The sequence below is a fragment of the Pseudomonas sp. LG1D9 genome, from assembly GCF_002949995.1.
Lineage (GTDB): Bacteria > Pseudomonadota > Gammaproteobacteria > Pseudomonadales > Pseudomonadaceae > Aquipseudomonas > Aquipseudomonas proteolytica.
Genome location: NZ_CP026881.1, coordinates 2,707,239 through 2,729,297, shown reverse-complemented (window position 1 = coordinate 2,729,297; position 22,059 = coordinate 2,707,239). Strand labels below are relative to the sequence as shown.

Genomic DNA, 22,059 nt, shown 5'->3' with positions numbered 1-22,059 from the left:
TTGGAAAACCACACCAGCCGCGACGCAGACCCACCAGTCACTCGATGAACAAGGTACCTGCCAAAACTTAACTCAAACTGAATCAACCGCTCTATCTCGCGGGTTTCAGTGATTTCAAAACGCGACCACCCTGGCTGGGCAGTGCGCGCATTTGTATCAGTCTACAACAAAGCCAACTGCCTGCCGGGCGGACAGAATGCACTGCAATCGAGGTTGAAGCCTTCCCGTCGGTCCAGCCCCAAGCGCTTGATCGCCTTGGCAAATCGTTGCGCCAGCAGGTCGGCAAACGGCCCCTCACCGCGCATGCGTACACCGAAGCGGCTGTCATAGACTTCGCCCCCGCGCACCTGGCGGACCAGGCTCATCACATGGGCCGCCCGCTGCGGGTAATGGGCCGCCAGCCACTCCTCGAACAGCGGCGCCACCTCAAGGGGCAGGCGCAGCATCATATAGGCGGCGCTCTGTGCCCCGGCGGCATGGGCCTCGGCGAGCAGGCTTTCCAGTTCGCTGTCGTTGATCATCGGAATCATCGGCGAACACAGCACGCCTACCGGGATACCCGCCTGACGCATCACCCGGATCGCCCGCAAACGCGCCTTGGGCGCCGCCGCACGGGGCTCCAGGATGCGCTTGAGTTCATCGTCCAGGCTGGTAAGGCTGATCATCACCGCTACCAGCCGCTGGCGGGCCAGCTCCGTGAGCAGGTCCAGGTCACGCAGGATCAACGAACCCTTGGTCACGATAGTCACCGGGTGACGATAGCGCAGCAGCACTTCCAGGGTTTGCCGGGTGATCTTGTACTCGCGCTCGATGGGCTGGTACGGGTCCGTGTTGGAGCCCAGGTTGATCGGCGCACACACATAGCCGGGCTTGGACAATTGCTGCTCCAGCACCTCGGCGGCGTTGCTCTTGGCGATCAGCTTGGTTTCGAAGTCCAGGCCCGGGGACATGTCCCAATAGGCATGGCTGGGCCGCGCATAACAATAAATACAACCGTGCTCACAGCCCCGGTAAGGGTTGATGGAGCGATCGAACGGCAGGTCTGGCGAGGTATTGCGGGTGATGATGGTCTTCGCCGTCTCGATACGCACTTCGGTACCCTGGGTCGGCGGCACTTCCTGATACCAACCATCGTCCTCGGCCACACTGACCGTGGGCGCGAAGCGATTGTGCAGGTTGGTGGCGGTGCCTCGCCCACGCGGCGGTAGAGGAGTGGACATGAAAGCGCCTCGATACTGTTTTTATATACAGTATCGAGACGCAGCGTATCTGACCAGTGCCGTTGGGCGGCAAAGCCTGAATCAGTGACTCGTGGTCACTTGCCCCAGATCGTCGCCCGAGGTGCTGTGTTGATCGCTCTTGCGCAGGTCGGCGACTTCGCCGGCCTTCACCGGCGCGCCCTGGTTACCCCAGCTGCCACGGATAAAGCTGACCACATCCGCCACTTCCTGATCCGACAACCGCCAGGCAAACGCCGGCATGGTGAAGGTCGAAGGCGCGGCGTGAGTGGCCGGCAGGGTGCCGCCCTTCAACACAATGTTGATCAGCGACGTGGCATCTGCCGTCTGCAACACCGGGTTGCCCGCCAGCGCCGGGAACACGCGGGTGTAGCCATGGCCGTCGGTACGGTGGCAGGCCGCGCAGTTGTCGATGTACACCGCGGCACCTGGCTTGCTGTCATCGCCCTTCCACAGCGCCTCGGCCACCTGCTTGTCGTATTGGTGCGGCTGATCCTTGGGGTCCACTGCCGGCAGGCTCTTGAGGTAACGGGCGATAGCTGTCAGGTCGTCTTCAGACATGTATTGCATGCTGTGGACTACCACATCGCTCATACCGCCAAATACCGCGCTGCGATCACTGCGACCGGTCTTGAGAAACTGCACCAGCTGCTCTTCGCTCCAACTGCCCAGGCCGTCCTTGTGGTCGCCGCGCAGGCTTTTGGCGATCCAGCCTTCCAGTGGCGCACTGCCGGACAGGAACGCCGCCCCGTCCACCGCGCTCAGGGCCTTTTCCTGCATGGTCAGGGCCCGCGGGGTATGGCAAGCGCCGCAGTGACCCAGGCCTTCCACCAGGTAGGCGCCACGGCTGATCACCGGGTCGGAATCGGCCGGGGCCTGATAGTCCGCCACCTCGGGCGCGAACATCCAGCGCCACGCCGCCAGGGGCCAGCGCATGCTCAAGGGCCAGGGAATATCACTGTCCTGGTTCGCCTGGGCGACCGGTTCCACACCTTTCATAAAGTACGCATACAGCGCCTGCATGTCGGTTTCGCTGACACGTGCATAAGACGGGTAGGGCATCGCTGGGTAAAGGGTACTACCGCTTTTGGCGACGCCATGGCGCACGGCCTTGTCGAAGTCTTCAAAGCTGTAGTCCCCCAGGCCGGCTTTGTCCGGGGTGATGTTGGTGGAGTAGATCACGCCGATCGGGGTTTCCATCGGCAGCCCACCGGCAAACGGCTTGCCGCCCTTGGCCGTATGGCAGGCCACGCAGTCACCGGCGCGGGCCAGGTATTCGCCTTGCTTGATCAAATCGGCTTGCGCGGCGCTCACCGAGCAACTGCTGAACAAGGCCAGGGTCGCGATAACAAATGCTTTCATGGTCGTCGCTCCTTATGCCTGAACCAGCGGGCCGGGGTTTTTCAAGTACTGCTCGCGAATCGCCCGGGCCGACCAGTAGGTCAACGCCGCCACCAGGCCCGTAGGGTTGTAGCCCAGGCCTTGTGGGAAAGCAGATGCGCCCGGGACAAACACGTTGTGTACATCCCAGCACTGCAAGTAGCGATTCAACGCGCTGGTCTTCGGGTCGGTACCCATGATCGCGCCGCCATTGAGGTGGGTGGTCTGGTAGGACGCGGTATTGAAGTGTTCGCCGACTTTTTTGCCGAGCACGGCAATCGCCTTGGGGTTCATCGCCTCGGCGATCTTGCCCATTTTCTCGACCATGAAGCGGTTCATCTTGATGTCGTTTTCCTGCCAGTCGAAGGTCATGCGCAACAACGGCAGGCCGTAGGCATCACGGTAAACCGGATCCAGATCGAGGTAGTTACCCCTGTAGGACTGATGGGCGCCGTGGGCATCCATCGACACCTGGTGGGTGTAGTAATCGGCCGTGGCGCGCTTCCACGCGCTGCCCCAGGCCGGCGTGCCCGGTGGGTTGGAGGTCCCGGCAATCGGTCGGCTGCCCGCCTGGTTGACCCACATGGGCGAGCCACCGACAAAGCCATGGGGCCCATGATCGAAGTTGTCGGCGTTGAAATCGTCCACCGCCACGCCATTGCCGCCGGCGCCGATGAAGTTGTTGGTGTGCACGTCTTTATCGAAGTAGGCCTTGATGGTGGCCATGTTCTGGTAGGCGAAGTTCTTGCCCACCACCCCTTCGCCCGTGATCGGGTCGTAGGGCTTGCCGATGCCCGAGAGCAGCATCAGGCGCACGTTGTGGAACTGGAAGGCGCCAAGAATCACCAGGTCCGCCGGTTGCTCGATCTCGCGACCCTGGGCGTCGATGTAGGTCACGCCGGTGGCCTTGCGCTTGGTGCTGTCGAGATTGACCTTGAGCACGTGGGAATTGGGCCGCAGCTCAAAGTTCGGTACCTGGCGCAACGCTGGCAGGATATTCACGTTGGGCGATGCCTTGGAGTACATGTAGCAGACATACCCACTGCAAAAACCACAGAAGTTGCACGGCCCCATCTGCGCGCCATAGGGGTTGGTGTAGGGCCCCGAGGTATTGGCCGACGGCAGGTTGTAGGGTTTGTAGCCCACATCGGCGGCAGCTTTCTGGAACAGTTGCGCCGAGTAGGTATTTTTCTGCGACTCCAGTGGGAAATGGCTGGAGCGATCCGGCGCATAAGGGTTACCGCCCTTGCCTTCACCCACCAACTGGCCTTTTACGGTCCAGGCCTGGCCGGAGGTGCCGAAGACTTTTTCGGCGTAGTCGAAGAACGGTTCCAGCTCTTCGTAGCTGACGCCGAAGTCCTGGATGGTCATGTCCTTGGGAATGAAGTTTTTCCCGTAGCGCTCTTCGTAATGGCTGCGCATGCGCAACTCGATAGGGTCCACCCGAAAATGCACGCCCGACCAGTGCAGGCCCGCGCCGCCCACGCCATTGCCCGGTAAAAACGCGCCCAACTGCCGGTTGGGCAAGGCAATGTCATTCACGCTATGGCGAATGGTCACGGTTTCCTTGGAGATGTCCTGGAAGAGTTTTTTACGCACGCTGTAGGTCAGTTCATCGATCACCTGTGGGTAGTTACCGTCAGGGTAGGTGTCCTGCATCGGGCCGCGCTCCAGCGCTACCACGTGCAAGCCTGCTTCGGTCAGTTCCTTGGCCATGATCGCGCCAGTCCAGCCAAAGCCAACGATCACTGCATCGACTTTCTTCATGATGGTCGCCACGCTTATGCCCTCTCGCCACGGATGGAAACAGCCGCGAAGGGGTATTGCTCGTTGCGTTCAACCCAATCCATGAAATCGGCGCGGGCGCCGGGGAAGCCGATCATGGTCCAGCCGACCATGCCTTTGTTGCCGCCGTGGATCGGGTCGCAGAAGAACCCCTCCTTGGTGTTTTGCAGCAACAAGTTGAAGAAAATCTTCGGTGGGACCGCCGCGAAATGCTCGCCGGTTTCCGCACCACCAGCCTCCAGGCGACGCAGCAAATCATCCTGGGTAGCGCTGTCTTGCCCGGCAAATGTTTTACCGTTGAACGCGTTCGACCAGGAATCCGTGGCAGCAATACCCAGGCGATAGATCTCCTTGGGCACCAGCTTGCTCTGCCAACCCATCTCGGGCGGCGCGTCGGCGTTGAATGGGCCTTGCATAAACCACAGGGCACCGCTGGCGTAAGGGGTGTTCATCTGGCGGTCGATGTATTGCGGCGCACCGGCTTCCAGGGCGCCCGGGCCTTGGGCATCGGCAGGAATCAAGCGCGCGACGGCGGCGTTGATAAACGCCCATTCCTCGGCGGTGAAGTAGCTGGGCTCGTAGGTCTTTTCACTGGCGGGTGCCTTGGCCGGGCTGGCTTGGGCAGGTTCAGGCGTGGCCATCAGCATCGAGCCGCCAAGGCCGGTACTGGCAACCGTGACCACCGGGATCAAGGTCAAGGATTTGCGCAAAAAGTCACGCCGGGGGTTGTCTCGATCTTGATCAGACATGGTGGCACCTCATCATGTAGTCACGGGTTTGAGCAGTCGCTTCGTGGAGCGGCTTGTCGTTTTGATAGCAATGAATAGTTACAAATGATAGCAGGCTAAGTAATGAAGGAATCGTTTCAGCCAGGAAAATCGAGAAATGCGCGCAAAAAAAATGTAGGAGCGAGCCTGCTCGCGAAAATCTCAAGGACGCCGCGTTCATTCAGAATGAACGCGTTATCGTTAACGATCTTCGCGAGCAAGCTCGCTCCTACAGTGGTTGGCGTAGCTTCTTTAGTCTTTTTTCAGCTTCGGATTAGGGAAGAACTGTACCGCCTGCACCTTGGGATCCGCGGGTGCTTTCAACGCCGAGGTATTGACCCGCGTGCCCAATTCCTTGGGCACCGACAAACCTTGGTCGTTGAGCGTGTCGGCATAGCCGCAGGCCACGCATTCGCGATGGGGCACACTGTCTTCGGTCCACATCTTCAACTTGTCCGGCTCGCTGCACGCCGGGCACACGGCGCCGGCGATAAATTGCTTCTTGGTGATCACAGGCCCGTCACTCATGCTGCCGCGTCCTCACTCAGGCCGCTGTGGCGCAAGAGTGCGTCAATCGACGGTGCGCGTCCGCGGAAGTCGACGAACAACACCATCGGCGCCTGGGAACCACCACGGGCCAGGATCGCCTCGCGGAAGGCACGGCCGGTTTCGGCGTTGAGCACGCCGTCTTCTTCAAACTTGGAGAAGGCATCCGCCGACAACACTTCGGCCCACTTGTAGCTGTAGTACCCCGCCGCATAACCGCCGGCGAAGATATGCGCGAAGCTGTTGGGGAAGCGGTTGTAGGCGGGTGGGCGCATTACGGACACTTCGTCACGGATGCCTTCGAGTACCTGGGCCACGCTGCGGCCATCGCCGTGGGTGGCATGCAGCTCAAAGTCAAACAGCGAGAACTCCAGTTGGCGCACCATCATCAGCCCCGACTGGAAGTTCTTCGCCGCGAGCATTTTTTGCAGCAGGTCCTGGGGCAGTGCTTCGCCGCTTTCATAGTGACCGGAAATCAGCGCCAGGCCTTCCGGCTCCCAGCACCAGTTCTCCATGAACTGGCTCGGCAACTCCACCGCATCCCAGGCCACGCCATTGATGCCGGACACGCCCGCGTGTTCGACGCGGGTCAGCAGGTGGTGCAGGCCATGGCCGAATTCGTGGAACAGGGTGGTGACTTCATCGTGGGTCAGCAGGGCAGGCTTGCCGCTGTCGGCCGGGGTGAAGTTGCACACCAGGTTGGCCACCGGGCTTTGCAGGGTACCTGCGGCGGTACGCCGGCGATCACGGGCGCCGTCCATCCACGCACCGCCACGCTTGTTGGCGCGGGCATACAGGTCGAAGAAGAAGCGGCCGACGTGTTGGCCGTTTTCCTTGATTTCGAACAGGCGAACATCCGGGTGCCAGGTATCGAAGCCTTTCTGCTCGGCGATCTCGATGCCGTACAGGCGCTGGACAATGGCAAACAGGCCACCCAGCACTTTGTCGATCGGGAAGTAGGCGCGCGGGGCTTCCTGGGACACGCTGTAGCGCTGTTCACGCAGCTTTTCGCCGTAGAAACCGCTGTCCCAGCTTTGCAGGTCGGCGCAGCCTTGCTCGGCGGCGTAGGCCTTGAGCTGCTGCAGGTCCTGGTTGGCGAACGGTTTGCTGCGCTTGGCCAGGTCACGTAGGAAACTCAGTACCTGGTCGCTGGATTCGGCCATTTTGGTGGCCAGGCTCAGTTCGGAGAAGGAGGCGAAGCCGAGCAGTTGGGCCAGTTCCTGACGCAGGTCGAGGATCTGTTCCATCACCGGACCGTTATCGTTCTGACCGGCATTCGGGCCCTGGTCCGACGCGCGGGTGCAGTAGGCCGCGTAGACTTCTTCGCGTAGCGCGCGGTCGTGGGCGTAGGTCATCACCGCGTAGTAGCTGGGGAATTCCAGGGTGATCAGCCAGCCATCGAGGCCTTTGGCCTGGGCCGCAGCAGCCATTTGCGCCTTGGCCGAATCGGTCAGGCCGGCCAGGGTGGCTTCGTCGGTGACGTGCTTGGTCCAGGCCTGGGTGGCGTCGAGCAACTGGTTGGAGAACTTGCTGCCCAGTTCGGACAATTTGCTTTGCACTTCGGCGTAGCGCTTCTGCTGCTCAGGCGGCAGGTCGATACCCGACAGACGGAAGTCGCGCAGGGCGTGCTCCAGGATAGTTTTTTGCGCCACATCAAAACCGGCGGCTTCGGGGCTGTTGGCCAGGGCTTCGAACGCCTGGAACAGCTCGCGGTTCTGGCCCATCTCGGTAGAGTAGGCGCTCAAGGCCGGCAGGCAGGCCTCGTAGGCTTGGCGCAATTCAGCGCTGTTGCATACGGCATTCAGGTGGCTGACCGGGCTCCACGCCGCGCCCAGGCGGTCGTTGAGTTCGTCCATGGCCAGGACCAGACCGGCCCAGGTCGGATTTTTCCCCTGGCTTTGCAGGATGCCTTCGATGGCAACGCGGTTGTCGGCCAGGATCTGTTCAATGGCCGGTTGGACGTGCTCGGCACGGATCGCCGAGAACGGCGGCAGGTCGTAGGACTGCAAAAGAGGGTTGTTCGCGCTCACGGTTGGCACCTTGGCTGAAGAAACAGGTAAGACAAAGATGGGGCCATCTTAATTACAATCAACGTCCACCGCAGCTATCAACCAAACAGAGAGAGGCTATCGTGACCCTTCGCACCTATCAGAATCACACGCCAACCCTCGGCGCCGGGGCTTTCGTCGATGCTTCGGCGGTGGTGATCGGCGATGTTGAAATCGGCGCAGACAGTTCGGTCTGGCCGCTGACGGTGATTCGCGGCGACATGCACCGCATCCGCATCGGTGCCCGCACCAGCGTGCAGGACGGCTGCGTGCTGCACATTACCCACGCCGGCCCTTTCAATCCGGACGGTTTCCCGTTGCTGATCGGCGACGACGTGACCATCGCCCATAAAGTCATGCTGCATGGCTGCAGCGTCGGCAGTCGCATCCTGATCGGCATGGGCAGCATTGTGATGGACGGCGCGGTGGTTGAAGACGATGTGATCATCGGTGCCGGCAGCCTGGTGCCGCCGGGCAAAAAACTGGAAAGCGGTTTTTTGTATGTGGGTAGCCCGGTTAAACAAATCCGCGCGCTGACTGATAAGGAACGCGCCTTTTTCACCTACAGCGCCGCGAACTACGTGAAGCTCAAGGACCTGCACCTGGCAGAAGGATTCGACCAATGACCCTGGATTACCAGACTGTCCTGTTTGACCTGGACGGCACCCTGACCGACCCACGGGAAGGCATCACCCGTTCGATCCAGTACGCCCTGGCCAAGCTGGGTATCGATGAGCCTGACCTGACCAAACTCGAGCACTTTATCGGCCCGCCGCTGCTGCAGGCCTTTATGCAGTTCTACGACTTCGACGAGGCCCGCGCGTGGGAGGCGGTGAATTTCTACCGCGAGCGCTTCAAAGTCACCGGGCTCTATGAAAACCGCGTGTTTGACGGGGTCATGCCACTCCTCGAAGAATTGAATGGCCAGGGGCGCCAGTTGTATGTGGCTACCTCCAAGCCGTGGGAATTTGCCCGGGAGATCGCCAGGCATTTCGATTTCGCCAAGCACTTCAAGGTGATCTACGGCAGTGAGCTCGACGGTACCCGTACCAACAAGGTCGAATTGATCGCCCACTTGATGCACGAAGAAGGCCTGGATCCGGCCAGCACCTTGATGATCGGCGACCGCAAGCACGACCTGATCGGCGCGCGCAGCAATGGGCTGGATGCGGCGGCGGTGGGGTATGGGTTTGGTAGTTTTGAAGAGTTGAGTGCCGAAGAACCGCGCTGGCATTTTGAGACGCTGGACGAGATGCATCAGGCTTTTTTGCGGCGGGCGTGAGATGGCTATCGCGGGCAAGCCCGCTCCCACATGTTGATGTGTGAACACCGTCAAATGTGGGAGCTGGCTTGCCTGCGATGAGCATCGGTATCTACACAATTTTGCCGCATCGCATAAAGCCAAGCAGATAGGGCTGTTGTGGCGAGCGGGCTTGCCCCGCGCTGGGCTGCGAAGCAGCCCAAAAACCAGCCGCTACGGAGTATCTGATACACCGCATACGGCTTATTGGGGCTGCTTCGCAGCCCAGCGCGGGGCAAGCCCGCTCGCCACAACTGCGCCATCTGCCTGGATCTAGGCGTTGCGGCAAAGTTGTGTAGATACTTATGCTGCGATGAGGCCCTAAAGGCCGCCACCGACCAACTGCTTCAACGCCAATTTACGCTGCGCAACCGGCAACCCACCCAACTGTTCCACAGCACTGTAGAACTTCAGCCAATCCCCTCCCTCCCGGCGAAACAACGCCGCAAACGCTGGCACCCACTGGTCATACAAACCAAACGGCAACAGCCGCGCATTGTTCATCGGCTGATTGATCCAGGCGTCATACCGCGGGTCGCCGGCCCACTGACTGTCGCGTAACTGCCGATACTCACGGCGTAAACGCTCGAACTCGTCAGCCTTGGCCTGGCGCATTGCATCGGCGGCCAACGGCTGCGCATACAGGCGTTCCAAGCGGGTGCGGGTGTCGAGGATCAGTTGGGTAAATTGGTCGCGCTGCTTCAAGGCCGACTCGCTCGCAGGCCCAAGGCCACGGGCCGTACGCCATTGCCGGGTGCCTTCCTGTTCGACAAAGGTGGCAAATGACTCATTGAACTCAGTGTCGTCCTTCACATAAAAACGCTGGTGCGCCAGTTCGTGAAAAATCACCGTGGCCAGACGCTCTTCGCCCCAGCGCATCATCGAACTCATGATCGGGTCATCAAACCAGCCCAGAGTGGAATAGGCCTCGACCCCGCCAATCGACACATCCATGCCGCGCAGTTGCAACAAGGCAGCCTCGCCCCGTGCGGCACCTTGGCTGTAATAACCGCGATAGGCCACGCACCCGGCGATCGGGAAGCAATGGTTCTGGGGTGACAGGGAAAATTCTGAAGTAGCGAAGACATTCCAGACCACGTACGGCCGACCGATATCGGCGTACAGGCGGTAGCTCTGGTTGTCGGGCAAGTGCAACGCTTGGCTGGCAAAGGTCCGCGCCTTCTGGGATTGCGCCAAATGCTCCCGCAAAACTTGCGCACGCGTCGGGTCGGCGATCACCTTGGCCACCGGCTCGCGGGCCTGCAGCAGTTGCCATTGGCCGCTGGCCAGTTGGCTGTAATAGCTGACACTGGAGCAACCACCGAGCAACACACACGCCAGCCCCGCCAATAAACGCCGCACCATTTCAAACCGCTCCAGAGTCATTGGCCTGCCAGACTAACGGGCTTACAGGAGGTATGCTCATACGATTCCTACGCTTGAGTGCTCACTATGCGTCAGCTCCTGCTTCCCTTGGCGGCGATTTTTCTCAGCGCCTGCACCTCCACACCGATCCCGCCGGCCGACCCGCAACAGGCCTGGGTCGATTTCGCCACCCCGACACCGGGCGCCAAACTGGTCATGGCGCAACGCCTGGACGGCAAAGCCCTCGATGATGGGCGCTACTTCCAGGTGCCACCGGGCAGCCACGAGTTGATGGTGCGTTTTGATTTTGAAGTGTATGCCGGCGCAGGCCTGGGCGGCGGGTTGAACCAGCCCCAGGAGCGCACGTGTTTTATCACCCTGCAATACGACCAGTTCGAAGCCGGTCAGCGCTATCGCCTGGAAGGGCGTTCGCTGGGCTTTACCCCCAACATCCGGCTGTATGACGCCGCACGGCAGTTGCTGGCAGAGGAGCGCAGCGTCAACTGTATTCCCTGATCAGTCATTGTTGCGCTGGTAGATGATGCGCTTGGTGCCGTTTTCGCAGGAGCCCACGATCATGGCTTCATCGTGATTCTTGGCTTCTTCGGCGGTGATGATTTCCAACGTGTAGGACGGGATCGCCTTGGCCTGTAGGTCGACTTCGATCTCTCTCCTCAGTTCTTCACAGTCTTTCGGCGCGGCCAGCGCCGACGTGGCCAAAGCACCGCAGATAATCGCCAAGGCAAAACGTTTCATGTGTGAAGCTCCCTAAATGCGCTGCGCACGGGTGTGCGCCAAAGGCTGCATGGGTATGAGACCACATTTGCGAAACGCGAGTTCTGATTTAACGCACAACAAAATGTGGGAGGGGACTTGCTCGCGAAGGCGGTGTGTCAGCCAATACATTTGTTGCCTGACCTAGCGCGTTCGCGGGCAAGCCCGCTCCCACATTGGACCTGCGCAGATCAGTTGATGAGGGTGCCATCCAGGGTGATGGTGGCGTTCAACACTTTGGACACCGGGCACCCCTCCTTGGCCTTTTTGCTCAGCTCATCGAACTGCGCCTGGCTTGCGCCGGGGATCTTGGCCTTGAGGACCAGATGGACCGCGGTGATTGCAAAACCACCGTCCACTTGGTCCAGGGTCACTTCGGCTTGGGTGTCGATGCTGTCGGCCTTGAGCCCGGCATCGCCGAGAATCATGGAAAAGGCCATGGAGAAACAGCCGGCATGGGCAGCGCCGATCAGTTCTTCAGGGTTGGTGCCCTTGCCGCCTTCGAAACGGGCCTTGAAGCCGTAGGGGGCTTCGCGCAGTACGCCGGTTTCGGTGGAAATAGAGCCCAGGCCGGTTTTCAGGTCGCCTTCCCAGTGTGCGGAGGCTTTTTTCACAATACTCATAGCGTTCTCCCAAGCAGTGGTTGTGCATCAGTAAGGTTCTGAGGATAGAACCTCTGGCAAAGTTCACCCTGTCGGAAAAACCAAGCGCGCAAGTAGGAAATTTCATGCTCGCTATTGAATCTCGGGTATATGCCCTCATTGCATAGAGCATGCACATGAAGCGGCAGGTTTTGGTTCGTCACAAGCCTGCGCCCTTAGGAGAAGCAGGCTTATGAAACCGTTGTCCGACGTGAAGTTCTCGACCCTCGACCTGGTGCCGGTGCGCGCCAATGGCAGCCCGGCGCAGTCGCTGCGCAATTCCCTGGACCTGGCCCAGCACGTGGAAAAACTCGGCTACACCCGCTTCTGGGTGGCCGAACATCACAATATGGATGGCATCGCCAGCTCCGCGACCTCGGTGCTGCTGGGCTACCTGGCCGGCGGGACCTCGACCATCCGGGTCGGCGCAGGCGGCGTGATGCTGCCCAACCATGCACCGCTGGTGATCGCTGAACAGTTCGGCACCCTGGAAAGCCTGTACCCCGGCCGTATCGACCTGGGCCTGGGCCGCGCGCCCGGTTCCGACCAGATGACCGCCCGCGCCCTGCGCCGCGAGCGCTCCGGCAGCGCCGATGACTTCCCCGAAGACGTGGCCGAACTCATGGCGTACCTGGGCCCACGCACCCCCGACCAACGGGTGATCGCCGTACCTGGCACCGGCACCAACGTACCGGTGTGGCTGCTCGGCTCCAGCCTGTTCAGCGCGCAACTGGCCGGTGAACGCGGTTTGCCCTACGCCTTCGCCTCCCATTTCGCACCGCGCATGATGCATGAGGCGATTCGCGTCTATCGCAATCACTTCAAGCCTTCAGCGGTACTCGACAAACCCTACGTGATGCTCGGCGTCCCCCTGGTGGCCGCCGATACCGATGAGCAGGCCAATTACCTGGCCACCTCGGTCTACCAACGCATTCTCGCCCTGATGCGGGGGCAAAGCCTGGTGCAGCGCCCGCCGGTGGATAGCATGGACGGCCTGTGGCTGCCCCATGAGAAGGACGCGGTAGGCAGTTTCCTGGGCCTGGCCATGGTCGGAAGCCCGGCGAAAATTCGCGCCAAGCTGGAAGTATTGATCGAGCAAACCGGTGCCGATGAGCTGATCTTTACCTGCGACCTGTACGAACATGCTGATCGGATTCATTCCTACGAGCTGCTGGCGCAAGTGATGAAAGGCTGATCCACAGGCACAAAAAAACCGACGCCCTGGCGTCGGTTTTTATGTCTGCCACACGGGATCACCCGCGGTTGTAGACGATTTCCTTGGTACCGCCCTCGCAACTGCCGACCACGTCGCCGTTGGTTGCGCTGCCTTTATCGACAATTTCCAGGGTGTACCCGGAGGCGCCATTGGCCTGGATCTTGGCCTCGATTTCGCTTTTCAGCTCGCCACAGTCCTTGCCAGCCGCCAGGGCTGTACCTGCCAGGCTCAACAAACCTACTGCTAACAGAAACTTCTTCATCCGTTACTTCCTTGCGCTGATCAAAAAATGTACGCCGATGCATTTGGCATCGGCGCCCCAAGGTGTCGCGCAGGTTATGGCAATCGGCCAGCGTGCAAGTTCAACCGTGCCTATCAACTATTGGCAATACGAAAGCCCACCTTGAGGGTCACCTGAAAGTGCGCGGCCTTGCCGTCCTTGATGTGGCCACGGGTTTCGGTCACCTCAAACCACTCCAGATGCTTGATGCTCTTGCTGGCCTCGGCCAGGGCATTGTTGATGGCGTCCTCGATGCTGGTTGGGGACGAGCCCACCAGTTCGACTTTCTTATAGGTGTGATGATCAGTCATGAGCGTTCTCCTGGGTGGTTGAATGAAGCCTAGCAGTGATTCTTCGTACCGCTTCTGGCGGTACTTCTCACTTGAAAGTTCAGATTTACTGCACTTTCTGAACCCCCCGCAGTCGGAATCAACACACGTTACTCATTCACTCCAGGAGAGCCCACATGGCCAACACCTCTTTACGCAAAGCGTCATTGGAAAGCATGGAAGCCGAGATTTCGAGCCTGCTCAAATCCCTTGAGAGCCTCAAGGACGATGCGTCTGACGAGTCGCGCAAAACCCTGAAGGCCCTCAAAAGCAATGCCGAGAATGCCCTCAAGCACTCTCGCCACTTGATCAGCGATGCCTACGAAGAAAGCAAAGTCAAAATCCGCGAAACCGGGGTTGCCACCCGTGACTATGCGCAGGAACACCCGTGGACCACCGCCGGCGTTGCCGTTGGCGCACTGGGCCTGCTGGCGGCCTACCTGCTGTGCAAACGCGGTGACTAAACCGGTTGGCGCGCAAGCTCAGCCTTGAGCCACTGCGCCAACTGCCGAGCGCGCCCATCCGCGGCGCGCTTGGGTAGCCACAACGCCAGTTGCGCCGGGGTCTGGCTAAAGCCCCACGGCGCAACCAGGCGACCGGCACGCACATCCTCCGCCACCAGCGGTTGCGGGGCGATCGCCACCCCCAGGCCAGCCACGGCCGCCTCCAGCAAATAATACAAATGCTCAAACCCCTGGCCGTACTTCAACGCGCCGGCCTCGATGCCATGGTGCTGTGCCCAGTTGGGCCAGGCTTGCGGGCGTGAAGTGGTGTGCAACAAAGCCTCGTCCAACAAAGCCTGCGCAGGGGCCTGGTGCAGGGCTTGGTAGTGGGCAAAGTGTGGGCTCATCACCGGGCCAATGCGTTCGCTGGCCAGTTCGTATACCTGCATATCCGCAGGCCACGGGGGCTCGGCAAACAGCAGCAGGGCGTCCAGGCCAGGCCGCCGTGGATCAAGGTCGCCTTCGCCCGCCGACAGATGCAGGCGCAAATCCGGCAAATCGGCATTCAAGCGCCCCAGCCGCGGGATGAACCAGCGCGCCAGCAGGCTGCCAGAGCAGCCAAGCACAAACGGCGCGTCGGCGCTGCTCTGGGTCAGCTCCCCGCACACATCGCGCAAGCGCTCGAACGCCTCGAAGCTGGCATCGCGCAGCCTCACACCGGAATCTGTGAGTTTAATGCCGCGCCCATCCTTGATGAAAAGGCTCACCCCAAGATGTTCTTCCAACACTTTCAGTTGTCGGCTGACGGCGCCATGGGTCACATGCAATTGCTCTGCAGCCTGGCTGACGCTGTTGAGGCGGGCAGTGGCTTCGAATGCACGCAGGGCGTTAAGCGGGGGAAGGTCTCGGCTCATCTGTGAGTTTTCCTGACAGGTTGTGGCGATCTTATCGGTTTTCACGGTCAAGCGTCAGAGGTAGAGTGGCCGTCATTGCCTCTCCCACACTTTCTTCCTGGAGCGCCCCATGACTCAGTCCCAGACCGACTTACGCAACGGCCCTGACGCCAACGGCCTGTTTGGCGCGTTCGGCGGCCGCTACGTGGCGGAAACCCTGATGCCGTTGATCCTCGACCTGGCCCGCGAATACGAAGCGGCGAAGATCGATCCGGCCTTCAACGAAGAACTTGCCTACTTCCAGCGCGATTACGTCGGACGCCCAAGCCCGCTGTACTTCGCCGAACGCCTGACCGAATTCTGCGGCGGCGCCAAGATCTACCTCAAGCGCGAAGAGCTGAACCACACCGGCGCGCACAAGATCAACAACTGCATCGGCCAGATCCTGCTGGCCCGGCGCATGGGCAAGAAACGCATCATCGCCGAGACCGGCGCCGGCATGCACGGCGTGGCCACCGCCACCGTCGCCGCGCGGTTTGGCCTGCAATGCGTGATCTACATGGGCACCACCGACATCGAGCGCCAGCAGGCCAACGTGTTCCGCATGAAGCTGCTGGGCGCCGAAGTGATCCCCGTGGTGGCCGGCACCGGCACCCTCAAGGATGCAATGAACGAAGCCCTGCGTGACTGGGTGACCAACGTCGACAGCACCTTCTACCTGATCGGCACCGTGGCCGGCCCGCACCCTTACCCCGCGATGGTGCGCGACTTCCAGGCGGTGATCGGCAAGGAAACCCGCACCCAGTTGCAAGCCCAGGAAGGCCGCCTGCCGGACAGCCTGGTGGCCTGCATCGGCGGTGGCTCGAATGCCATGGGCCTGTTCCACCCGTTCCTCGATGACACCAGTGTGCAGATCATCGGCGTCGAAGCGGCCGGCTACGGCATCGAAACCGGCAAGCACGCCGCCAGCCTCAACGGCGGCGTACCCGGCGTGCTGCACGGCAACCGGACCTTCCTGTTGCAGGACGACGATGGCCAGATCATCGACGCCCATTCGATTTCCGCGGGCCTGGATTACCCCGGCATCGGCCCTGAGCATGCGTGGTTGCACGACATAGGCCGCGTCCAGTACACCTCGGTAACGGACGACGAAGCCCTCGACGCCTTTCACAAATGCTGCCGCCTGGAAGGGATTATTCCGGCACTGGAAAGCGCCCACGCCCTGGCCGAAGTATTCAAGCGCGCCCCGACCCTGCCCAAGGATCACCTGATGGTGGTCAACCTGTCGGGCCGTGGCGACAAAGACATGCAGACCGTGATGCACCATATGGAAACCGCCAAGCAGGAGAAACACTGATGAGCCGCCTGCAAACCCGTTTTGCGCAACTCAAGGAACAAAACCGTGCCGCCCTGGTGACCTTCGTCACCGCTGGCGACCCGGGGTATGACACCTCCCTGGCGATCCTCAAGGGCTTGCCGGCAGCCGGCGCCGATGTGATCGAGCTGGGCATGCCCTTCACCGATCCGATGGCCGACGGCCCAGCGATCCAACTGGCCAACATCCGGGCGTTGGGCGCCAAGCAGAACCTGGTGAAAACCCTGCAAATGGTGCGCGAGTTCCGCAAGGACAACAGCGATACGCCGCTGGTGTTGATGGGCTACTTCAACCCGATCCACATGTACGGCGTGCCACGTTTTATCGCTGACGCAAAAGAAGCCGGCGTCGATGGACTGATCGTGGTCGACGTACCGCCGGAACATAACAGCGAACTGTGCGACCCGGCCCAGGCCGCGGGCATCGACTTTATCCGCCTGACCACGCCGACCACCGACGATGCACGCCTGCCGACGGTGCTCAACGGCAGCTCGGGTTTTGTGTACTACGTCTCGGTAGCCGGTGTGACCGGTGCCGGTGCCGCCACCCTGGAGCACGTCGAAGAAGCGGTCGGCCGCCTGCGCCGCCATACCGACCTGCCGATTAGCATCGGCTTTGGCATCCGCACCCCGCAACAAGCCGCTGCCATCGCCCGCCTGGCGGACGGTGTGGTAGTGGGCTCGGCACTGATCGACCACATCGCCAATGCCAGCAACGACCAGCAAGCGATTGATGGGGTGTTGAGCCTGTGTGCAGCCTTGTCGGAAGGTGTACGCAACGCCCGTAAATAATCCCCACCCATTGTAGGAGCGAGCTTGCTCGCGAAGACCGTCAACGATAACGCGGGCATCCTGGATGAACGCGGTGTCTTGACGTTTTTCGCGAGCAAGCTCGCTGCTACAACAGCTTTATTCCTTCAGCTCGATACGTTCGACCTTGCCCACCAGCAATATGTAGGACAGCGCCCCCAGCAACGCCAACACTGCAATGTAGGTAATCGCCGGCGCAAACGAGTCGCCCGTGGCCAGGAAGCCAATGACGATGGGCGTGGTGATCGCCGCCAGGTTGCCGATAAAGTTGAACACCCCACCCGTCAATCCCAACAACCGCGCTGGCGCCAGGGTCGAGACCAGCGACCAGGTGATCGACGCCAGCCCGTTGCCGAAAAACGCCACCGCCAGGAACGCGATCACCAACGGCGTCGAGTCGACGAAGTTGGCGCCGATGATCGCCGTGGAGATCAGCAGGCCGCTGATAATTGGCAACTTGCGCGCAAAACCCACCGAGGCGCCACGGCGGATCAGCCAGTCGGAAAACAACCCGGAACACAGCACCCCGACAAACGCCGCGAGGAAGGGCAGCGACGCGAGCAGGCCGGACTTGATGAAGTCCATGCCGCGATATTTCACCAGGTAGGTGGGGAACCACGTCAGGAAAAACCACAAGGTCGAGTTCAGGCAGAACTGGCCCAGGTAGATGCCCCATAGCTTGCGTTTAGTCAGGACGATACCCAGGTCGACCCAACTGAACGGCGCCTTGCGCTTGGCGGTTTGTGCATCCAGGTCCACCAGCCCGCCGCCTGCGCGGATCAGCTCGATTTCCGCGCTGTTGACCCCTTTGAAATCGCGCGGCTCGCGGTACACCGCATACCACACCAGCGCCCAGAGAATGCCTACCGCGCCGGTGCTGATAAACACCATGTGCCAGCCATAGTGGTGCTGCAACCAGGCCAGCACCGGGGTGAGGAATGCCAGCCCGACGAACTGCCCCGACGTGTAGAAGCCAATGGCCGTGGCGCGCTCACGCTCGGGAAACCAACTGGTGACCACCCGGCTGTTGATTGGATAGGCCGGCGCCTCCAGGGCGCCCACTGCCATGCGCAACACGAACAGGGCAATGAAGCTGGCGGCAAATCCCAGCATCACCGTGGCGATGGACCACAACAGCAGGGCGACAGTGTAGAGAATGCGCGGCGGCACCCGGTCCACCAGCCAGCCGCCGGGGATTTGCATGGCGGCGTAGGTCCAGCCGAACGCCGAGAAGATCAGCCCCACATGCACCGGGTCGATCCCCAGTTCGCTGGTCAGGGCCGGCGCGGCAATCGACAGGTTGCTGCGGTCCAGGTAGTTGATCACCACCGTGATAAACAGCAGGACCATGATGAAGTAGCGCTTGCGGCTGGGCGTGACTAAAGATGCCTGCCCGGTGAGGGTTTCAGGGTGCATGGGGGAGCCTCTTATTATGTTTATTGAGGTCGGTTGACGGCTATCTGATGGGGAGGTGGGAGCAGGCTTGCCTGCGATGGCGGTGGAACATTCAACATCGCTATCGCAGGCAAGCCAGTTCCCACATGGACCGCGTTATCACCACTCGGCAAAGCTGCCATCGGCATGCCGCCAGATCGGGTTGCGCCAGCGATGGCCGATGGCGGCCCGTTCAATCACATATTCCTCGTTGATCTCGATCCCCAGCCCTGGCCCATTGGGGATCTTCACAAAGCCCTGGTCGTAGTCGAAAACCCCCGGGTCGCGTACGTAATCGAGCAGGTCGTTGCTTTCGTTGTAGTGAATGCCCAGGCTTTGCTCCTGGATAAACGCGTTGTAGCAAACCGCGTCCAGTTGCAGGCACGCCGCCAGGGCAATCGGCCCCAGGGGGCAGTGCAGCGCCAGGGCCACGTCGTAGGCCTCGGCCATGTTGGCGATCTTGCGGGTTTCGGTGATGCCGCCGGCGTGGGACGCGTCCGGCTGGATGATGTCGACGTAACCTTCGCTGAGCACACGCTTGAAGTCCCAGCGCGAAAACAACCGCTCACCCAGGGCAATCGGGGTGCTGGTCAAAGGCGCCAGCTCTTTGAGCGCTTCGTAGTTTTCGCTCAGCACCGGTTCTTCGATGAACATCAGCTTGTACGCATCCAGCTCTTTCATCAGCACCTTGGCCATGGGCTTGTGCACGCGACCATGGAAGTCCACGCCGATGCCGACATTCGGCCCGACCGCATCGCGCACGGCGGCTACGTTCGCCAGGGCCTGGTCGACCTTGTCAAAGGTGTCGAGAAACTGCAGCTCCTCGGTGCCGTTCATCTTCACCGCTGTAAACCCACGGGCCACGGCCTCTTTGGCGGCGCGGGCGGTGTCGGCCGGGCGGTCGCCGCCGATCCACGAATAGACGCGAATCTTGTCCCGCACCTGGCCACCCAGCAGGTCGCTGACCGACACACCGAGGGCCTTGCCCTTGATGTCCCACAGCGCCTGGTCGATGCCCGCCAGCGCACTCATATGGATCGCGCCACCGCGATAGAAGCCGCCGCGATACAGCACCGTCCAGATGTCTTCGATGTTGCGTGGGTCTTTGCCGATCAAGTAGTCGGACAGTTCCTCGACAGCGGCCGCCACGGTGTGGGCGCGGCCTTCAACCACGGGCTCGCCCCAACCGGTCACGCCCTGGTCAGTTTCCACTTTGAGGAAGCACCAGCGCGGCGGCACGATGAAGGTGGTCAGTTTGGTGATTTTCATCTTCTTGTTCTCTCTTGTCGGATGCGGCACCTGGGGTGCCAGGCACACTCAGTTCAGGGCGTTCCAGGCAGCGACATACGCCTGGGCACGGCTCGCCACCTGCTCGACCGTCATGCCGGGCTTGTACAGCCCGGAACCCAGGCCAAACCCCTTGACCCCGGCGTCGACGAACACTTGCATGTTGTCTGGGGTAATCCCGCCCACCGGCAGCAATACCGTGCCGGCCGGCAACACCGCCAGCCAGGCCTTGACCACCGCTGGGCCCATTTGCTCGGCCGGAAACAGCTTCAGCACATCGGCACCTTCGGCCAGGGCGGCAAAGGCTTCGGTGGGGGTCGCAACGCCGGGCGACAGGTACAGGCCCGCAGCTTTTGCCGCACGTAGCACCTTGGCGTCGCTGTGGGGCATGACGATGACCTGGCCACCGGCCGCCTTCACCTGTTCCACCTGCTCGGGCGTCAGCACCGTGCCGGCGCCGATCAGGCAATCGGCGGGTAACGTCTCACGCAGGGTGCGGATGCTGGTGTAGGGATCGGGCGAGTTGAGCGGCACTTCGATCACCCGCAACCCTGCCTGGTACAGCACCTGGCCGACAGCGCCGGCCTCATCCGGGCGCAGGCCCCGCAGGATCGCGATCAAACCGTTGTGTGTGAGTGCTTGCTTGAGCATGTCAGGCCTCGATTGCAGGTTGAGTGAGCCCGGCGGCCAGCGCCAATTGCCACAGGCCGCGCTCGGTCGCTTGTTGCGCGAGGCTGACTTGGCTGAAACCACACAGGGCGAGGGCGCGTTGATAACGGGCGCAGAGGGCGGTGGCGCCTACCAGGATGATCGGCGTGTTGCGAGTACGGTCGGGCAAGCCGGCCAGTTCATGGCCGATCAGCAGGCCGGACAGGTAGTCCGACTGCTGCTCGGCAGCCAGTTCGGCGGTCAACCCCAGCGTGCGCGCGCTGAATAGCGTCGACAGCACACCGCGTTGGCCGTCCTGTGAAAGCGCCACGCGCACGCCTCGGTCAAAGGCCTCAGCCTGGAACTGCCCGGCGATCTTTTGCGTGCGCCCGAGAATGCTGTGGGTGCTCAGCACCGCGAACAGCTCACCGGTCATGAAGGTGTCAAAGTGGGTGATGCGACCTGCAATTACCTCGACCCATTTGGAATGGCTGCCGGGCAGGCCGATCAATAACTCAGCGCTGGCCGCAAAGCTTTGCAGCACGCCGAGCACCTGGGTTTCTTCGCCGCGCATCACGTTGGGCAAGCCGACCTGCTCGATCACGCCGGGCACGATATGCACATCGACACCGCGCAGGCTGCGCACCTTGTGTAGCGCCAGGCCCAGGCTGGCAACGTCGACCGGCGTATGGCGATAGGCCGCTTCGCTCCAACCCTGGGCGCTGCCGACCATGCCGCAGGCAATCACCGGCAGACCGGGCTGCGCGTCGAGCCAGTCGCCGCACGCGGCATCAAAGGCCAGCTCAAAACCATCACTGCAGTGAACGCCGGCAATCAGCCGCGGTTCACTGGGCAAATGCATGATCCCCGACGCCAACGAGCGCTGTTCGAGGACCTGGCCATCGGGGCCGAGTTTATAAGCACGAAGGGAACTGGTTCCCCAATCGAGCGCGATCAAGTGCGCTGGCATTGCTTCACCTGGAATGTGGCAGATGGCCGACTATAAACCTAAGGCTCTGGATATCTCAATATATAAATACTGATCCCATATAGTGGAACAACGTAGAAAAAATCCCCACGTCATCGTGCTGCTCTACGCACATGAACGTGAGGATTCGACCGACAGAAACTGGTTAAAAAATAGACAAATCCAACGGACGCATGGCCCCCATCCAGATCGCGTAGTCGGTATGGTCCTTCAGGTCATCGCCGGTATCCGGGTGCAGAAACACCACCAAACCGTTGCGATTGAGGGCCAACCACGGCAACGCCACACCGATGTACTGCGGGTCGAAGGCCAACTGGCAGCTCCAGTCCGGATGCGGCCCCACCGCACGCTCATGCATGCGCCCCATGCGCACCGGGAAGATGGCCGCCGCCTCTTCACAGAGCTTGCGCGCCTGGTCGAGCGTGCTGGCGTCGAAGTAGATATGGGCGTGATAACCCTTGATACGTTGCATGACTGGCTCCGGACTCGTTGATCGGCCGATCCTAGACCGCA

General features: G+C 61.2%; 24 protein-coding genes. 7 read left to right on the top strand and 17 right to left on the bottom strand.

Annotated elements, in window-relative coordinates; all coding sequences use genetic code 11:
- Positions 1–161: 161 nt before the first annotated feature.
- The 6 genes from C5F71_RS13175 to prlC form a co-directional block, all read right to left on the bottom strand.
- The gene (locus C5F71_RS13175) at positions 162–1,220 is read right to left on the bottom strand and encodes a PA0069 family radical SAM protein (protein WP_092232490.1); all 1,059 of its coding nucleotides are present in this window, start codon (positions 1,218–1,220) and stop codon (positions 162–164) included.
- A gap of 81 nt (positions 1,221–1,301) precedes the next feature.
- The gene (locus C5F71_RS13170) at positions 1,302–2,600 is read right to left on the bottom strand and encodes a cytochrome c (RefSeq protein ID WP_104911272.1); all 1,299 of its coding nucleotides are present in this window, start codon (positions 2,598–2,600) and stop codon (positions 1,302–1,304) included.
- Positions 2,601–2,612: 12 nt separating this feature from the next.
- Positions 2,613–4,397, bottom strand: coding sequence for a GMC family oxidoreductase (locus tag C5F71_RS13165; RefSeq protein ID WP_029290295.1), 1,785 nt, complete (start codon positions 4,395–4,397; stop codon positions 2,613–2,615).
- Positions 4,398–4,399: 2 nt separating this feature from the next.
- A complete protein-coding gene (locus C5F71_RS13160) occupies positions 4,400–5,152 on the bottom strand; it encodes a gluconate 2-dehydrogenase subunit 3 family protein (protein ID WP_104911271.1) in 753 nt (250 codons plus the stop codon).
- Positions 5,153–5,422: 270 nt separating this feature from the next.
- Positions 5,423–5,698, bottom strand: coding sequence for a YheV family putative zinc ribbon protein (locus C5F71_RS13155; protein ID WP_104911270.1), 276 nt, complete (start codon positions 5,696–5,698; stop codon positions 5,423–5,425).
- The gene (gene prlC / locus C5F71_RS13150) at positions 5,695–7,746 is read right to left on the bottom strand and encodes an oligopeptidase A (RefSeq protein ID WP_104911269.1); all 2,052 of its coding nucleotides are present in this window, start codon (positions 7,744–7,746) and stop codon (positions 5,695–5,697) included. The genes C5F71_RS13155 and prlC overlap by 4 nt, the downstream gene beginning before the upstream one ends.
- Positions 7,747–7,847: 101 nt before the next feature.
- On the opposite strand from prlC, the gene C5F71_RS13145 reads away from it, so the two are divergent.
- Together C5F71_RS13145 and C5F71_RS13140 are read left to right on the top strand one after the other, a co-directional pair.
- Entirely contained in the window at positions 7,848–8,390 is a 543-nt protein-coding gene (locus tag C5F71_RS13145) for a gamma carbonic anhydrase family protein (protein WP_029290286.1), read from the top strand.
- A complete protein-coding gene (locus tag C5F71_RS13140; protein WP_032866240.1) occupies positions 8,387–9,046 on the top strand; it encodes an HAD family hydrolase in 660 nt (219 codons plus the stop codon). Before C5F71_RS13145 ends, C5F71_RS13140 begins: the two co-directional genes overlap by 4 nt.
- A gap of 339 nt (positions 9,047–9,385) precedes the next feature.
- On the opposite strand, the gene C5F71_RS13135 is transcribed toward C5F71_RS13140, so the two are convergent.
- Positions 9,386–10,429, bottom strand: coding sequence for an aminopeptidase (locus tag C5F71_RS13135; protein ID WP_070996572.1), 1,044 nt, complete (start codon positions 10,427–10,429; stop codon positions 9,386–9,388).
- 87 nt (positions 10,430–10,516) lie between these two features.
- Between C5F71_RS13135 and C5F71_RS13130 the strand changes: the two genes are divergently transcribed.
- Positions 10,517–10,945: a hypothetical protein gene (locus C5F71_RS13130; protein ID WP_029290280.1), complete on the top strand. Its 429-nt coding sequence runs from the start codon at positions 10,517–10,519 to the stop codon at positions 10,943–10,945.
- Here C5F71_RS13130 and C5F71_RS13125 read toward each other — a convergent pair whose 3' ends face one another.
- Complete coding sequence (locus C5F71_RS13125) at positions 10,946–11,185, bottom strand: DUF1161 domain-containing protein (protein WP_092232344.1); 240 nt, start codon at positions 11,183–11,185, stop codon at positions 10,946–10,948. It lies immediately after the preceding gene.
- 209 nt (positions 11,186–11,394) lie between these two features.
- Positions 11,395–11,826: an OsmC family protein gene (locus C5F71_RS13120; RefSeq protein ID WP_029290276.1), complete on the bottom strand. Its 432-nt coding sequence runs from the start codon at positions 11,824–11,826 to the stop codon at positions 11,395–11,397.
- Between the two features lie 211 nt (positions 11,827–12,037).
- Here C5F71_RS13120 and C5F71_RS13115 point away from each other — a divergent pair, with 211 nt between their 5' ends.
- A complete protein-coding gene (locus tag C5F71_RS13115; RefSeq protein WP_029290274.1) occupies positions 12,038–13,039 on the top strand; it encodes an LLM class flavin-dependent oxidoreductase in 1,002 nt (333 codons plus the stop codon).
- A 58-nt stretch (positions 13,040–13,097) separates the two neighbouring features.
- Here the strand turns inward: C5F71_RS13115 and C5F71_RS13110 are convergent, their stop codons facing one another.
- Together C5F71_RS13110 and C5F71_RS13105 are read right to left on the bottom strand one after the other, a co-directional pair.
- A complete protein-coding gene (locus tag C5F71_RS13110) occupies positions 13,098–13,322 on the bottom strand; it encodes a DUF1161 domain-containing protein (RefSeq protein WP_104911268.1) in 225 nt (74 codons plus the stop codon).
- A gap of 113 nt (positions 13,323–13,435) precedes the next feature.
- Positions 13,436–13,651 (bottom strand): dodecin, encoded by a 216-nt coding sequence (locus tag C5F71_RS13105; RefSeq protein ID WP_029290270.1) that lies wholly within the window; start codon positions 13,649–13,651, stop codon positions 13,436–13,438.
- 155 nt (positions 13,652–13,806) lie between these two features.
- On the opposite strand from C5F71_RS13105, the gene C5F71_RS13100 reads away from it, so the two are divergent.
- On the top strand, positions 13,807–14,133 hold the full coding sequence (locus tag C5F71_RS13100) for a YqjD family protein (RefSeq protein WP_003170746.1): 327 nt from the start codon (positions 13,807–13,809) through the stop codon (positions 14,131–14,133).
- Here C5F71_RS13100 and C5F71_RS13095 read toward each other — a convergent pair.
- Positions 14,130–15,026: a LysR family transcriptional regulator gene (locus C5F71_RS13095; protein WP_104911267.1), complete on the bottom strand. Its 897-nt coding sequence runs from the start codon at positions 15,024–15,026 to the stop codon at positions 14,130–14,132. The genes C5F71_RS13100 and C5F71_RS13095 overlap by 4 nt on opposite strands.
- A 109-nt stretch (positions 15,027–15,135) precedes the next feature.
- On the opposite strand from C5F71_RS13095, the gene trpB reads away from it, so the two are divergent.
- Positions 15,136–16,362 (top strand): tryptophan synthase subunit beta, encoded by a 1,227-nt coding sequence (trpB, locus tag C5F71_RS13090; protein WP_029290261.1) that lies wholly within the window; start codon positions 15,136–15,138, stop codon positions 16,360–16,362.
- Positions 16,362–17,171: a tryptophan synthase subunit alpha gene (trpA, locus tag C5F71_RS13085; RefSeq protein WP_029290259.1), complete on the top strand. Its 810-nt coding sequence runs from the start codon at positions 16,362–16,364 to the stop codon at positions 17,169–17,171. The genes trpB and trpA overlap by 1 nt, the downstream gene beginning before the upstream one ends.
- Before the next feature lie 117 nt (positions 17,172–17,288).
- Here the strand turns inward: trpA and C5F71_RS13080 are convergent, their stop codons facing one another.
- The 5 genes from C5F71_RS13080 to C5F71_RS13060 form a co-directional block, all read right to left on the bottom strand.
- The gene (locus tag C5F71_RS13080; protein ID WP_029290257.1) at positions 17,289–18,605 is read right to left on the bottom strand and encodes an MFS transporter; all 1,317 of its coding nucleotides are present in this window, start codon (positions 18,603–18,605) and stop codon (positions 17,289–17,291) included.
- 138 nt (positions 18,606–18,743) lie between these two features.
- Positions 18,744–19,892, bottom strand: coding sequence for a galactonate dehydratase (gene dgoD, locus C5F71_RS13075; RefSeq protein WP_029290255.1), 1,149 nt, complete (start codon positions 19,890–19,892; stop codon positions 18,744–18,746).
- A gap of 48 nt (positions 19,893–19,940) precedes the next feature.
- The gene (locus C5F71_RS13070) at positions 19,941–20,561 is read right to left on the bottom strand and encodes a 2-dehydro-3-deoxy-6-phosphogalactonate aldolase (RefSeq protein WP_092232355.1); all 621 of its coding nucleotides are present in this window, start codon (positions 20,559–20,561) and stop codon (positions 19,941–19,943) included.
- A 1-nt stretch (position 20,562) separates the two neighbouring features.
- Positions 20,563–21,528 (bottom strand): 2-dehydro-3-deoxygalactonokinase, encoded by a 966-nt coding sequence (locus tag C5F71_RS13065; protein ID WP_104911266.1) that lies wholly within the window; start codon positions 21,526–21,528, stop codon positions 20,563–20,565.
- Between the two features lie 163 nt (positions 21,529–21,691).
- A complete protein-coding gene (locus C5F71_RS13060) occupies positions 21,692–22,018 on the bottom strand; it encodes a DOPA 4,5-dioxygenase family protein (RefSeq protein ID WP_029290249.1) in 327 nt (108 codons plus the stop codon).
- Positions 22,019–22,059: the final 41 nt, after the last annotated feature.